This is a genomic window from Novosphingobium rosa NBRC 15208, assembly GCF_001598555.1.
Lineage (GTDB): Bacteria > Pseudomonadota > Alphaproteobacteria > Sphingomonadales > Sphingomonadaceae > Novosphingobium > Novosphingobium rosa.
The window spans coordinates 259,000-272,737 of sequence record NZ_BCZE01000001.1 but is presented as its reverse complement, the minus strand read 5'-3'; the positions used below and the strand labels follow the sequence as shown (position 1 = coordinate 272,737).

General features: G+C 65.2%; 10 protein-coding genes. 6 read left to right on the top strand and 4 right to left on the bottom strand.

The window, feature by feature from the left end; all coding sequences use genetic code 11:
* Nucleotides 1-64: 64 nt before the first annotated feature.
* A complete protein-coding gene (locus SR3_RS01115; protein ID WP_068079754.1) occupies nucleotides 65-2,251 on the bottom strand; it encodes a TonB-dependent receptor in 2,187 nt (728 codons plus the stop codon).
* Nucleotides 2,252-2,411: 160 nt separating this feature from the next.
* Between SR3_RS01115 and SR3_RS01110 the strand changes: the two genes are divergently transcribed.
* The 3 genes from SR3_RS01110 to SR3_RS01100 are packed head-to-tail and all read left to right on the top strand — an operon-like array spanning nucleotide 2,412 to nucleotide 4,961.
* Nucleotides 2,412-3,740: a sensor histidine kinase gene (locus SR3_RS01110; RefSeq protein WP_068079752.1), complete on the top strand. Its 1,329-nt coding sequence runs from the start codon at nucleotides 2,412-2,414 to the stop codon at nucleotides 3,738-3,740.
* Nucleotides 3,737-4,351: a response regulator gene (locus SR3_RS01105; protein WP_068079750.1), complete on the top strand. Its 615-nt coding sequence runs from the start codon at nucleotides 3,737-3,739 to the stop codon at nucleotides 4,349-4,351. The genes SR3_RS01110 and SR3_RS01105 overlap by 4 nt, the downstream gene beginning before the upstream one ends.
* 52 nt (nucleotides 4,352-4,403) lie before the next feature.
* A complete protein-coding gene (locus SR3_RS01100; protein ID WP_068079748.1) occupies nucleotides 4,404-4,961 on the top strand; it encodes a methylated-DNA--[protein]-cysteine S-methyltransferase in 558 nt (185 codons plus the stop codon).
* Nucleotides 4,962-5,019: 58 nt separating this feature from the next.
* Here SR3_RS01100 and SR3_RS01095 read toward each other — a convergent pair whose 3' ends face one another.
* The 3 genes from SR3_RS01095 to SR3_RS01085 are packed head-to-tail and all read right to left on the bottom strand — an operon-like array spanning nucleotide 5,020 to nucleotide 9,409.
* On the bottom strand, nucleotides 5,020-6,552 hold the full coding sequence (locus SR3_RS01095; protein ID WP_084454792.1) for a PepSY-associated TM helix domain-containing protein: 1,533 nt from the start codon (nucleotides 6,550-6,552) through the stop codon (nucleotides 5,020-5,022).
* A complete protein-coding gene (locus SR3_RS01090; RefSeq protein ID WP_245653680.1) occupies nucleotides 6,552-7,127 on the bottom strand; it encodes a hypothetical protein in 576 nt (191 codons plus the stop codon). The genes SR3_RS01095 and SR3_RS01090 overlap by 1 nt, the downstream gene beginning before the upstream one ends.
* Nucleotides 7,124-9,409, bottom strand: coding sequence for a TonB-dependent receptor (locus tag SR3_RS01085; RefSeq protein WP_068079902.1), 2,286 nt, complete (start codon nucleotides 9,407-9,409; stop codon nucleotides 7,124-7,126). The genes SR3_RS01090 and SR3_RS01085 overlap by 4 nt, the downstream gene beginning before the upstream one ends.
* A gap of 334 nt (nucleotides 9,410-9,743) precedes the next feature.
* Between SR3_RS01085 and SR3_RS01080 the strand changes: the two genes are divergently transcribed.
* The 3 genes from SR3_RS01080 (at nucleotide 9,744) to SR3_RS01070 (ending at nucleotide 13,736) form a co-directional block, all read left to right on the top strand.
* Nucleotides 9,744-10,286 (top strand): RrF2 family transcriptional regulator, encoded by a 543-nt coding sequence (locus tag SR3_RS01080; protein WP_068079744.1) that lies wholly within the window; start codon nucleotides 9,744-9,746, stop codon nucleotides 10,284-10,286.
* Nucleotides 10,287-10,453: 167 nt separating this feature from the next.
* A complete protein-coding gene (locus SR3_RS01075; protein WP_068079742.1) occupies nucleotides 10,454-11,662 on the top strand; it encodes an NAD(P)/FAD-dependent oxidoreductase in 1,209 nt (402 codons plus the stop codon).
* Nucleotides 11,663-11,789: 127 nt separating this feature from the next.
* Nucleotides 11,790-13,736, top strand: coding sequence for an oxidoreductase (locus tag SR3_RS01070; protein WP_068079740.1), 1,947 nt, complete (start codon nucleotides 11,790-11,792; stop codon nucleotides 13,734-13,736).
* The last annotated feature ends 2 nt before the right edge of the window (nucleotides 13,737-13,738 follow it).

The window sequence follows — 13,738 nt, the reverse complement described above, 5'->3', positions numbered from 1 at the left end:
TTGAGAAGGGCCGTTGCCGACCGGCAGCGGCCCTTCCTTTTCCGCTAGGCCTCGTCGCGATGGATCAGATCGTCTTGGAAATGCCCAGGAACACCCCGCGACGCGCGCCGAAAGAGGGCGCGCCCACGCCCACGCCGGTGCCGTCGCGCACCTCATAGATCTTGTCGAACAGGTTCTGCACATCGAGCCGCACATCCACGCCGCTGCGGACGAACTTGTGCCCGACCGAGAGGTTGAAGGTGGCGTAATCCGGCAAAGCCGCGCCATTGGGGATCGAGCTGCCATCGGCCAGCGTCAGATCGCTGCGCAGGCCCGAACCGAAGACCATATCCGCCGAAATGCGCGAGCCTTTCAGCACTCCGCTTGACCAGCGCCAGGAGGCGCCCGCCGAACCGCTCCAGGTCTGGTCATGGTCGAGATAGATGTAGTGACTGGCGATATAGGCCAGATCGGCGGCGGCGAAATTGTATTCGTTGGAGGTGATCTGCGTGCCCTGCGCCTTCTCATAGGCGATGTTGCCATAGGCGCTGAAACCGCCATGGGTGTAATTGGCGGTGAATTCGGTGCCGAAGATGCGGCCCTTGGCGTAGTTGAAGGGCGTCAGGATGATCGGCGCGCCGAACTGGCCTTCATCCACCAGATGGGTCGAGCGGCGGAAATAGCCATCCAGCCCCAAAGTCAGGGAGCCGATCTTCTGCTGAATGCCCGCGTCCCAATAGTTCTCGCGCTGGGCATAGGTGGCGGTGTTGGTGCGCACATTGGGCGTGGCAGTGGTGTTGTAGACCTGCGCCAGATTGCTGCTGGCGATCAGCTCGAAGGGCGCGGGGGCGAAATAGCGGGCATAGCCGGCATGCACCGTGGTGCTGTTGGTGGGCGTCCACACCATATTGACGCGCGGGCTGAGCTGGCGTTCATCGCGCAAGCCGTCGTTTTCATCGAAGCGCGCGCCGAAGTTCAGCACGAAGCGAAGCGTCAGATGCCATTCGTCCTGCAGATAGGCGCTGTAGCTGCGCTGGGTGATGTTGGTGATCGAGGCATTGAGCTGGTCCGGCCCGATGATGTTGCCCGCGCTGTAGCCGTCGAGCGGCTGGGTGGGATCGTAAACATCGCCATCGGTGGGGAAGGTGCCGGTGTTGGTCCAGCTGTGCGAGTTGTCATTCTCGAACAGCAGGCCGCCGCGCAGGGTGTGATGCGCGTTGATCTTATAGGCCGCGTCCCATTGCAGGCCCACGGTGATGTCGCGCTTGCTGGCATATTGCGCGGTGCCGTTGAACAACATCTCACCGACATAATCGGGGCGATAGTCCAGATTGGCCACCCGCCCGAAGGCCGAAAGCTGCGAGGAGAACTGGCCATTGGTGTGCAGCCAGCTCAGCGCACCGAAGCCGAAGGTCTGCAACTGCTGCTCGTTCAAATTCTCGCTGTTGACGCTGGTCACGCCATTGACCGCGACGGGGTTGCCGTTGACATCGGTCTGGCCGCCCACCAGCCCCGTGGGGTTGGGAATCTGGTAATGCTGGTTGGCGTAACCGCCGGTCAGCGCGATCCGGTCATTCTCGCTCAGAATATGGTCGACATAGCCAAAGCCGTTGAACTGGTTGGTGCGGTCATGAATGGCGCTGTAATTGCCATTGACGTTCTCGATGCCCAGATCGCTGTGCTTGTAATCGCCCGAGAAGAACCAGCTTGTCGCCCCCTTGCTGCCGCTGACCGAGACGCTGGGCTCGATGGTCTCATGGCTGCCGCCATAGAGGCTGAAGGTGGCGCTGTTCGCCTGCCCCGATTTGGTGGTGATGTCGATGATGCCCGCCGTGCGCAGCCCATATTGCGCGGGCAGCGTGCCAGTGACGAGGCTCACCTTGTCCACCATGCGCGGTGAGAGCATCTGGCCGAAGACCGCGATGCTTTCGGGCAGGATGATGCCGTTGAGGCGGTATTGCACGCCATTGTGCTCGTCGCGCACATGGAACTGGCCGAACTGGTCCTGGCTGACGCCGGGCATCTGCAGGATGATGTCCTGCATGCCCAGATTGTCGCCACCCGGCAGATTGGCGATGGCCTGCGCATCCAGCGTGTAGGTCGAGGCGCCAAGACTGGGCTTGATGCTTTCGCGCGCATCGTCGAGCCGCTTGGCCGTCACCACGATATCGGCGGGCGCGCCATTGGTTTCGGCAAAAGCCTGGGGCGCGGCGAGCAGCGCGGCGGTGCTGACGGAAAGCGCAAGGACCGAACGAAAGGAGGCATGGAGCATTGGGGGGAACCCTGTCTGGAAACTATGCCTGCCAACTATCGCGCGCGCCAAGGGCGGGCGATGGCAAGGCTTCCCGATCTTCCCGGGAAGAATTCCCGATCTGCATAAGCGTTCAGGAAAAGCGTCCCGTCGGGGCGCGGCCTGTGTTAAGCCTTGGGCCATGCCGCTCAGGGTTCGCATCATTCTGGTTATCGGGCTGGTCCTGCTGCTGGCCATGACTCTGGGCACGCTGGTGGCGGGCTATGAGGTGCGGCGCGCCCTTTCCGCCGAACTCACTGCCGGGATGGGGGGCGCGCGCCAGACGGTGGCCGGGGCCTTCGAGGATCTGCCGCAATCGGACCATCCTGCCCGCGATTTGCGTGAACTGGTGGAGACCTTTGACGGCAATCGCCATGTCCATGCCGCGCTGCTGGGGGCGGAGGGGCAGACTGTGGCTGTTTCCCACACGCAGCAGGGCGATGCGCCGCCACCGGGCTGGTTCCGCGCTTTGCTCAAGATCCCGCCCTCGAGCATGGCGCTCCCCTTGCCGCAAACCCGTTTCGGCGCGGGGCAACTGGTGTTGACGCCAACCCCGGATCTGGACGTGGGCGCAACATGGAATGAGTTCCTCGCGCTGATGGGCGTGCTGGTGGTGACGGCGATGGCCGGGCTGCTGATGGTCTATATGGTGATCACCGCAGCCTTCCGCCCGCTGACTGTGCTGGCGCAACGCTTTGCCGGGCTGGGCGGCGGGGATTATGCCGGGCGTGTGGCCGAAACGGGCGCGCCAGAGGTGCTGCACCTGCAACGCGGCTTCAACCTGATGGCGGGCGCGTTGGAAGCCACCAGCGCCCGCAACCGCCAGCTGGCCGAGCAACTGGCCAACCTTCAGGAGGAAGAGCGCGCCGATATCGCCCGCGATCTGCATGACGAGATCGGGCCGCATCTCTTCGCGGTCAGTCTCGACGCCGAGGTGATCGCGCAATTCGCAGCCTCCGGACGTCACGATGCCATCCCCGAGCGGGTCCAGGAAATCCAGAGCGCGGTGCGCTACATGCAGAAGCAGGTGCGCGATCTGCTGGTGCGGCTGCGCCCCACGCAGGTGACGGAATTTGGCCTGAATGCCGCCATCGAGGATCTGGTGCGTTTCTGGGCCACCCGCCAGCCCGATCTGCTGTTCGACCTTGCCTTGCCCGATGAAGCGATCTCTGGCCCCACCGCCGAAGTGGCCTATCGCATCGTGCAGGAGGGCGTGAACAATGCCGTGCGCCACGGCAAGCCGGGCCTGATCCGCATCGCTCTGGCGCGCGGCAAGGATGAGCTGTTGGTGACGGTGGAGGATGATGGCTCCAGCCAGAGCGTGGCCGGCGGCAGCGGGCTGGGCCTGATCGGCATGCGTGAAAGGGTCGAGGCCGGGGGCGGCAGCCTGACCTATGGCCCGGGCGCTGCGGGGCAGGGGTGGAGCGTGCAGGCCCGGCTGGCATGGCCGCATGAGGAAGGACAGTCATGAGAATTCTGCTGGTCGACGATCATGCCGTGGTGCGCGCAGGCTTGCGGCGCATGCTGGCGATCATCTCTCAGGACGAGATTTTCGAGGCGGAAACCGGGCGCGAAGGCCTGGCCATCGCGCGGGCGCAAAACCTCGATCTGATCATCGTCGATCTCAACCTACCGCAACTGGGCGGGGTGGAGCTGGTCGCCCGGCTGCGGCAGATCAGCGCCACGCCCATTCTGGTGCTGAGCATGCATGCCGAGCCGCTCTATGTCACCCGCGCGCTCAATGCCGGGGCGCAGGGCTATGTCAGCAAGAACGCCTCGCCCGACGAGATGCTGACAGCCATCCGCAAGGTGGGCGCTGGCGGGCGCTATATCGAGCATGAACTGGCGCAGGCGCTGGCCTTGCAGACCGCCACCCCCGCCAGTTCGCTGGCGCAGCTGGCCCCGCGTGATCTGGAAATCCTGCGCCAGCTGGCTTCGGGCAAGAGTCTGAGTGAAATCGCCGATCTGCTGGGGCTGGGGTACAAAACGATCGCCAACAATTGCAGCCTGATCAAGACCAAACTGGGCGTGGCCCGCACCGCCGATCTGCTGCGTCTGGCGCTGGAGGCAGGGTTGAAATAAGCGCCGTCGCGGCTGATATGGGGCATGAAGGCAGCACCCGTATAAGGCCACCATGCAAGCGATCCGCCATCATATCTTCGCCACCGCTCACGGCTTTGCGGCGATTGGCTGGACGTCGCGCGGTGTTGTGGCCTTTCGTCTGCCCGCATCCAGCCAGGATCAGGCCGAACGGGCCTTGTTCAAGCGGCATCCGGCCTCCACCGCCACCCGGCCGCCCGAAAAGGTCGGCGCCGTTATCGAAGCCTCGCAACGCTATTTCGCCGGAGAGGTGCAGGATTTCTCCCGGGTGCCCGTCGATCTGGGGGAGCAGGAGCCGCTGTTCCTGCGCATCTACGATCTCGTGCGGAAACTGGGCTGGGGGCAGACCACCACCTATGGCGCTGTCGCCCGCGATCTGGGTGAAGAACCGCAGGCCGCCCGTCTGGTGGGTGAGGCGATGGCCCGCAATCCCGTGCCTCTGATCATTCCCTGCCATCGCGTGCTGGCGGCGGGCGGCAGGATCGGCGGCTTTTCGGCGCCGGGCGGATCGGACTCCAAGGCGCATATGCTCAAGCTGGAGGGCGCTCTGCCGGAGCCGCCCGCTCAGGCCCAGATGGGCTTCACCTTCTGAAACGCCCTACCTTTTAAAGCGCCACCAGGCCCCGCCGCGCATGGTGGTGATGGGCAGTTCAGCCTTTCGCGGAGCTGGCGAAAGGTTCGACGGACGCAGAGGCCTCCCGCGCGGTGTCGTTCATGCGCTTCCCTCGCCAGGACCACGTCAGGCAAAGACCAAGCGTGGCGAGTATGGCGTCCATGGCGATGCCGTCACCGTGAGCGCCATGACGCGCCACATGGAGCAGGGCCGTCACGACGAGAAGCGCTCCGGTCATCCGGCGCAGCAAGGCCCGAATCCGGGCGTCCGTCACCCGCGTGACCACGGCGGCGGCGATCACCGAAGCCATGGTCAGCCCCAGCCACAGGCCTGTCGCCATGCGTTCGATCATGGCTGGGGCCGCCACGCCCAACGCGGCGGTCAGCGCCAGAATGGCGGGCTGACCCCACAGGATGCTGGCCCAAATGCGCTCCCACTGCGGCGCGGGGCGGCCCTTGTCGCGGCGGCGGGCCAGCCAGACATGGATGCCGCTCGCGGTCACCGCGCTGAGCGCGATGCCCAGCAGCCCATAGGCGATGCGCACCGCCACCCCGCCGAACCAGCCGAAATGCAGCGTGCCCAGCGCACCGAGGATCTGTTCGCCCAAGGTCAGTCCGCCGGGGTGTTTTTCCTGAAGGATGCGGCCATTGGCGGTGAAGGCGAAGCTGTCCTGCGTGGCAAGCAGGCCGGGGCGCTCTTGCGTCAGCGAGACGCTGGCGTCGCGCCGCCCGGCGTGAGTGATGATCATCATATGCGGATCACCCAGCGGAGCCTTGGCACGCGCCGTCGCCAGCATCGCGCCGAGATCGGGCAGAGGCGCGGCGCGGGCGTCCACGGGAGGTTTGGGCGGCAGCAGCAGCGCATAGACCCGTTGCGTATCGCCACGATAGAGCAGCATCGCCAGCGCGCCCACGATGATCGTGCTCAGCCCCAGCAAGGCGCCGGTCAGCGAGACCAGCACATGGAAGGGCAGTGGCCAGACGCCGAGACGGTTGTGCCAGTCGGCCTCCTGCAGGCGGCGTGATCCGCCCAGCCGCAGATGGAAAGCGTCACGCAGAACGCGCGGATGCGAGAGAATGCCCGAGATCAGCGAGGAGAGCAGCGCCACCCCCGTCAGCCCCACGATGAAGCCGCCCCAGCCGCGTGGCAAATGAAGCTGGATATGCAGGGTGGTCAGGAATTCGGTCCAGGGCGTGTCCACCTCACCCACGATGCGGCCTTGCGCATCGGCGATCCAGTTGTGTTCCTCGTGGCCATTGTCCATCGTCAGGCGCAGGCGGGGCATATCGGCATCCGGGAAGGAGACATAGAGCGTCTCCTCGCCCACGCGCGGGGCCAGCTGAGCCACGGCATGGACCACGGCGGCGTCGGAGATGCGCTCGACACGCGGCAGGCCGGGCTGCTCCCACAGGGTGAAATCCTGCTGGAACACCGACAGGGCCCCGGTCAGGCAGACCAGATAGATCACCGCCGCAAAAGCGATCCCCAGCACCGAATGCCCGCTGAGCACCGCCCGCACGATCTCGGGCCGATAGAGCCCACCTTTCGGCGTCTGATTGCTGCGTCCCATCACGACATTCCCTTCAGAAAGGCCAGCCCGAAGCCCAGCAGTGACGTGCCCGCCAGCACGGCGGTGGAGCGCAGCAGACGCTGATCGGCCAGAGTCCATGTCATGGCCAGACCCCACAGGGCGGGCACCAGCAGCGCGGCGATCAGCAGCCGTGTCTGCACCGCGCCGGGCATCCAGACGGCGTAGCAAAAGGCGATGCCCATCGCTGCCGTCATCCCCAAAGGCCCGGCCAGCAGGCCCTTCACCCAGCCGCGCCATGGGCGCGAGGTGCCCTCCAGCGGTTCGGGAGCAAGATTGGCGCGGTCGCGCGGTTGGCGGGCTTCGCGCCGTATCGCGCCTTGCATCACCACGGCCAGCAGGCCCAGAGGCGCGAGCGCCAGCGCGGCGGCGATGCCGGGCATCACGCCCAGCGCCAAAGCCGCGCCCGCAGCGTCGGCCACCAGCAGCGCCCAACCGGCGATCACCAGCGCAGGCCGGTCGTTCTGGCGATCGCGCCAGCTGGTGCGCAGCAGCCAGCCGCCAGCGCTGCCAGCCGCCAACAGCAAGGGCGCCGCGATCCAGTCCGGAGCGATCACCAGTGCAGATCCACTTCGCCGCCGATCGTCTGCGGGTCACCCAGCACGGCCTGATGGAGGGCCGCGTAATTGTACTGCTTGTATCTGGCGTTGAAGATGTTGCGCGCGAACAGATAAGCGCCCCAATGGCCCGCGTCATAGCCCACGCGCCCATTGGCCACCGCCCGCGCGCCGACGCGATATTGCTCCTGCCCCGCGCCCACGCTGGTGAAGACGCTGCTGCGCCAGTTGACGTTGATATTGCCGTTCCAGCCGCCCTTCAGCCTGGCGTTAAGCCCGCCCGCCAAAGTCCAGGTTGGGGCATAGGCGAATTGCGAGCCTGACAGGTCGCTGGTCGAGGTGGTGCCGGTGGGCAGCTGGAACTGGTCGAAGCGCGTCTTCACATGGCCGACCGAAGCAAAGGCATCCAGCGCCTTGTTGAAGCGATGGCCCGCCTCCACCTCGAAGCCCCAGAGATGCGATTTGCCCGCATTCACCGTGTTGTAGTCATAGGTGTTGAGGCCGCGATAGACCGTCACCTGCTGGTTGGTCCATTTTGTGTAGAACAGGTTGGCGTTGAGCGTCAGCCGTCCATCCAGCCAGTTGCCGCGGAGCGCGCCCTCGAAATTCAGCGTGTGCTCCGGGTCATAGGCGACCAGTGTGGAGCGCGCCGGATTTTGGCTCGATCCGCCCGAGCGATAGCCCTTTTGCACCGTTACGGCGGTGGTGAGATGCGGCGTCCAGTCCATGCTGATCCCGCCCTTGGGCAGGAAGGCGTTGAAGTTGCGCGTGGCCGCGGGCGCGCTGGCCCCCGCCGAGGCGACGATCCCCGCCACCCCAGCATTGATCGCCGAGACGGCGGCGTAAAGCGCGCTGCCCGGCGCGCCGAACGTGGCAGGGTTGGGGTAGGCGCCGGTGAAGGTGGCGGTGGTGTCCGATGCGCTGCGGTTGCGCTCATGATCGTAGCGGAAACCGGCGATCAGCGAGAAGCGATCGGTAAGCTTGTAGCGTCCGTCGCCGAAGAAGGCGGCGGTCTCGACCTGCGTGGGCTGATTGGCGAGGTAGGCCACCGGGATCACCGGCAGTTGCGCGGCATAAAGCGCGGTGATCTGATTGGCGGCGGCAGCGGGAAAGCCGCCGCTTTGCAGCAGGCTGGAAATCGTGCCGGTGGGGGTGGCGACATTGACCTGGCTGTTGGCGAAATAGGTCTGGTTGCGGTGATAATACCAGCCGCCCAGCAGGCCGCTCAGCCTGTCATCCTTGTAGTTGAGGCGCAGCTCCTCGGTCAGCGTCCTTGTGGTGTAGATGTTGAGGATCGAGGCGCTGTCCACCGGCGTGTAATCGGCATCGGCGGCGATGTTGCTATGGATGCGGTTCCACGAGGTGATGCTGCTCAGCTTGACATGATCTCCGAGGCGATAGGCGATATCCGCCGTGGCGATGTCGGTGGCGATGTTGCCACGGTTGGGGCGGTTGCTCTGCGAGATGCGGTTGTCGTAATAGTTGGGAACGCTGGTGTCGGTGTATTGGAACATGTAGCCGCCCGCGCGGCGCACCCGGTTGTAGCCCAGCTTGACCGTCAGATCGGGCAGGGCGCCGGGCGTCCAGAGCAGCTTGCCGCGCAGATTGAGCGAATTGAGCCGGTCGTCATAGCCGCCGCGCACGATGTTGTGGATGATGCCGCGATCGGCGCGATGCTCGACAGCGAGGCGGAAGGCCAGTTCGCCCGGCACGATGGGGCCGCCCACGGCGGCGGAGAAGGTGCGCTGCATCTGGCTGCTCCACAAGGCGCGGCCATCGGCGCTCCACTTTTGCGTCGGGTCTCTGGTTTCGATCACCACCGATCCGGCCAGTGCGTTGAGGCCCTGAATGGTCGATTGCGGCCCGCGCAAAATCTCCACCTGACTCACATCCCACAGATCGGTGGGGCCGCCGAACAGGGCTTCGCTGGGCAGCGGCGCGCCATCGACGTAGACCGTGGCCGTATCCGCCCCGCCCGCGCCCGAGACGCCCTTGTTGTTCACCCCGCGAATGGTGAAGCCCGAGGAGCCATAGGTTTCCGCCACATTGGCGGTGCGGTTGTAGACATCCTGAATCGAGAGGATCGCCTGATCCCTGATCTGCTGCGGCGTGGTGACGGCCACGCTGGTGGTGGTGTGCTGGATGGTGCGGTCGGCCTTTTCGCCGGTGACGATGATGTCATCCGAGGCGGGCTGGCTGTTGCCCGCCGGAGCCTCGGTGCTGGCAGGAGCGGGAGCCGCGCTGGCCAGCAGAAGCGCGCAGGATGTGAAAAGCGATGACATGTGATTCCCCCCGGTTTGCCGCAGGGGCAGATACATAATCGAATAATGAGAATCAAACTCATTTGCAATTTGTGTGAATCGGGGCTGATCGTCGCGCTGTCAGCCTGTGATTGCGGCATTGGCAATGGCGGTGTCGGGCTGTGCCAACCACCGGACCAGCGGTCTTTCCGGGGGCTGCATTCAATATTCCACTGCTCGAGATCGAAAGGAAATCCACTAAAATCAGATGATTGTCCATGGATGGACGGCGGGAGAAGTGTAGCATATAAACTAAGACTCATTGTATCCGCGTTTATCATTGACTCGCAAACGCCGACTGTATTAGTCTGCGTTCATGGCTCACATAACCACCAGCGTCGAATATGGCATCCACTGCCTGCTGTGGCTTGTCGGTAACGACAATCGCCCGGTCAGCAGCAGGGATCTTGCCGAACTGCAGGGCGTTTCGCCCAGCTTCCTCGCGAAAATCTTTCCCAGGCTCGAAAAGGCGGGCATCGTGAAAGCAAGCGAGGGCGTCAGGGGCGGCTACCTGCTTGCACGGCCAGCGGACCGGATCAGCTTCCTCGATGTCGTCGATGCCATCGAGGGTGAGAAGCCTCTGTTCGACTGCCAGGAAGTGCGGGGACGCTGCGCGGTGTTCGGAGCGCAGGCTCCGGGTTGGGCGACGGCGGGCACCTGCGCCATCCATGCCGTCATGCTGCAGGCCGAGAAGGCCATGCGGGACACATTGGCATCCCAGACTTTGGCGAGCGTCGGTGAACGCTTCATGCGCAAGGCGCCGCCCGCTTTCGCCGATGATGTGAACGGCTGGATCAGCGACCGCGTGAGCGGACGCGCCACACGCGGCGGCAGGCCTGCACGCGACGTGCCCGACTGATCCCGCGCCGCTGAGCCATGCGCGCTGTTGGCGCATGGATTTGATCAACAATGATGTCTTTCTCGGGCCAGCCGCCGGGCCGCGCCGGGAAAGTGCCGCGTGCCGCAGCATCAGGGATGCCGCGGACGATGAACCGCGCCCGGCAAACAGCCAGAAAGGATCGTTTCATGCCTCAGAAGATCGTCATCGCCGGGACCGGCTTCGCTGGAGTATGGGCCGCGCTCTCCGCCAGCCGCGCCATAGCTCTGGCGGGCAAGCAGGATGAGGTTGAGGTGGTCATTGTGTCGCCTGCGCCCAACCTCGTCATTCGCCCACGGCTCTATGAGGCGGAACTCGAGAATATGAACCCGGATGTCGGAGGCCTTTTCTCAGCCGTGGGCGCGCGGCACGTGCCGGGTCTGGTCGAAACGATCGATGCGGACGCCCGCACCCTGACTGTCGTCCGGAACGAGGGCGTGCGCGAAACCTTCGCCTATGACCGCTTCGTTCTGGCGGCTGGCAGCCAGCTGTTCCGACCCGCTGTGCCCGGTCTTGCCGAACACGCCTTCGACACGGATCAGTTCGACAGCGCGCAAGCGCTCGACGCTCACCTCAAGGCGCTTGCAGAGCGGCCTGAAAGCCCGGCTCGCAACACCGTGGTCGTTGCGGGCGGGGGGCTGACCGGCCTTGAGGCGGTGACGGAGATGCCGATCCGCCTGCGCGCCGCCCTGGGTCAGGACGCCACCTTCCGTGTTATCCTGATCGACACCGCCGACCAGCCCGGCAGGTCGCTTGGCGCGGCCACGGTGCCCCATTTCGCCGAGGCCCTTGCCTTTGCCGGGGTGGAGGTCCGCTCGGCGGTGCGGGTGACCGCGATCGCTGCTGACAGCGTCACGCTTTCGTCTGGCGAAACGATCGAAACCAGCACCGTGGTCTGGGCGGCGGGGATGCGCGCCAGCCCGCTGGCGGGGCAGATCCCCGGCGAGCATGACGACATGGGTCGCGTGGTCGCCGATGCCTACCTTCATGCGCCGGGCGCCGAGGGCATCTTCGTAACGGGAGACACGGCGCGGGCGGCGTCGGACGATCTGGGCCATGTCGCCGCCATGTCGTGCCAGCATGCGTTGAGCCTGGGGCGCGTGGCAGGGCATAATGCCGCCGCCGAACTCGTCGGCCTGCCGCTTCACCCTTACAGTCAGCCGAAATATGTCACCTGCGTGGACCTTGGAGACTGGGGCGCGCTGTTCACCGAAGGCTGGGACAGGCAGGTGCGGCTCACGCGCGCAGAAGCCAAGGCGGTCAAGCAGGAGATCAACCGCGTGTGGATCTATCCCCCCGCAGCCGATCGTGATGCGGTGTTCGCTGTCGCCAATCCGGATTATGTGATCGTGCCTTGATGACCGCGCTTTCGGCCATGCTTTCAAGGGCATGGCCGGGAGTAACGAAGTCTGGCGAAAGGGTTTGAAGAAATAAATATTGCACCATGGGCTATATTTAAATAGCTTCTCTCTCGGGAGAAGAGCCATGAAACCGCAACTGATCTTCGAACCTTTGCGCCTGGGCCAGATGACGGTGCGCAATCGCATCGCGGCTCCGCCCCATGCGGCCATGCTGGGCGCGCTGCTGGGCACGGAGGATGAGGCCGAGCGCTACATCTCCTATTGGCGCACGCTGGCCGAGGGCGGCACGGGCTATCTCATCGCGCTCAACGGTTTCGTGGAGAATATCTGCCCGCCCGGCTTTGATCCGCAGGGCGTGGGATCGCGCAAGGGCGGGGTCTTCCGCAGCCCCCTCTTCGTCGAACGCATGGGGCGCCTCGCTGCAGAGGCGCAGGATCGCGGCGCGCGCGTCGGCACGCAATTGATCATGCAGGGCGGCATGCCGCATGGCCCGTCGCCCACGCTGTCCGGCCCTGTCATCAATCTGGTGCCCCATGCGCTGACCCGGCGCGAGATCGCCTGGTTTGTCGCTGAATATCGTTTCTCGGCGCAGCAGGCGCTGGCGGCGGGCCTCGATGCGATCGAACTGCATGCCAACCACGACGATCTGATCGAATGGTTCCTCTCGCCGCTCACCAACCGCCGCAGCGACGGCTATGGCGGCAGTTTCGAGGGCCGCATGGCCTTCCTCGGCGAGATTCTGGCGGAGATCCGGGCTGCCGTGGGAGACAGGCTGACCGTGGGCGTCCGCCTCAACATGGCGGAGGCGGAACCGGGGGGCTATGATGCCGATGAAGGGCTGCGGATCGCCGGATGGCTCCAGCAAACGGGGCATGTCGATTACATCCATTGCGTGATGGGCACGGGCTGGGGTTTCCCCAGCTACATCCAGCCCTGGCATTTCCGGCCCGGCCAATGGGCCGAGATGGCGGGCGCATTCAAACGCCAGCTTGACGTGCCGGTGATCTATGGCGGGCGCGTCAACCGGCCGGAGGTGGCCGAAGCGATCCTGGCGGCAGGCCATGCGGATATGGTCGCTGTTGGCCGGGCGCATCTTGCCGACGCCGCTTTTGTCGCCAAGGCCATGGGTGAGGACGCTCGCCCCTTCCGGCCCTGCATCGGCACCAATGACTGCATCAACCGCGGCGTGGCGGAGGGGCTTCCCTTCGCCTGCACGGTCAATCCAGCGCTGGGCCTTGGTGACCGCACGGACCTGCCCAGGACGGAGGCGCCCCGTAACCTGCTGGTCATCGGCGGCGGCCCGGCGGGGATGCAACTGGCGATCACCGCGCGTGAACGAGGCCATCGGGTCGAACTGTGGGAGAAGGACGAGGAGCTTGGCGGGCAGGTGCGGCTTGCCGCCATGCTGCCCGGGCAGGCCGCTTTCGCTGACCTTATCCGCTATCAGGCCGCGCGGCTGGAGGATCTGGGCGTGACCGTGCGGCTGGGACAGGAAGCGACCCATGACGCGCTGGCCAGGCATGAGGCCGGGGTGATCGCGCTGGCGACAGGCGCCTCGCCGCGCCGTCCGGCCATACCGGGCGCGGAAGGCGCGCATGTCTGCGATATGTGGCGCTATCTGAAGGGCGAGGAGACGGTGGGCCGCGATGTCGCCATCATCGTGCAGGACGATCATATCGCTCCCCTTGCTTTTGCCGATATGCTGGCGCGTGAAGGCCGGCGCGTGACCCTTTTCATCCAGACCAATGGTCCGGCGCCGCTGGTCAGCCGCTATTCCATCGGAACGCTGCTTGGCCGCTTGTCGGAAGCGGGGGCAAGGCTCATCTGCATGGAGGCGGTGACGGGCATAGACCTGCCCATCATCCGCACGCGCAACGTCTATTCGCAGCGAGAAAGCCTGCATGACGGTTTTGACAGCGTGGTGCTGGCTTGCGGCGGAATCTCAAATGCGGATCTCTTCACCCGGCTGGAGGAGACGCGCGAGGACGTTCACCTCCTCGGTGATGCCTATGCCCCGCGCCGCATCGTGTTTGCGACACAGCAGGGCTATGCCTTGGCGAAGCAGCTTTGACC

Excerpts from the sequence above, each read along its gene's own strand:
- SR3_RS01110 (WP_068079752.1), top strand. The coding sequence starts at position 2,412 with ATGCCGCTCAGGGTTCGCATCATTCTGGTTATCGGGCTGGTCCTGCTG.
- SR3_RS01100 (WP_068079748.1), top strand. The coding sequence starts at position 4,404 with ATGCAAGCGATCCGCCATCATATCTTCGCCACCGCTCACGGCTTTGCG.
- SR3_RS01085 (WP_068079902.1), bottom strand. The coding sequence starts at position 9,409 with ATGTCATCGCTTTTCACATCCTGCGCGCTTCTGCTGGCCAGCGCGGCT.
- SR3_RS01080 (WP_068079744.1), top strand. The coding sequence starts at position 9,744 with ATGGCTCACATAACCACCAGCGTCGAATATGGCATCCACTGCCTGCTG.
- SR3_RS01070 (WP_068079740.1), top strand. The coding sequence starts at position 11,790 with ATGAAACCGCAACTGATCTTCGAACCTTTGCGCCTGGGCCAGATGACG.
- SR3_RS01105 (WP_068079750.1), top strand. The coding sequence starts at position 3,737 with ATGAGAATTCTGCTGGTCGACGATCATGCCGTGGTGCGCGCAGGCTTG.
- SR3_RS01095 (WP_084454792.1), bottom strand. The coding sequence starts at position 6,552 with ATGGGACGCAGCAATCAGACGCCGAAAGGTGGGCTCTATCGGCCCGAG.
- SR3_RS01115 (WP_068079754.1), bottom strand. The coding sequence starts at position 2,251 with ATGCTCCATGCCTCCTTTCGTTCGGTCCTTGCGCTTTCCGTCAGCACC.
- SR3_RS01075 (WP_068079742.1), top strand. The coding sequence starts at position 10,454 with ATGCCTCAGAAGATCGTCATCGCCGGGACCGGCTTCGCTGGAGTATGG.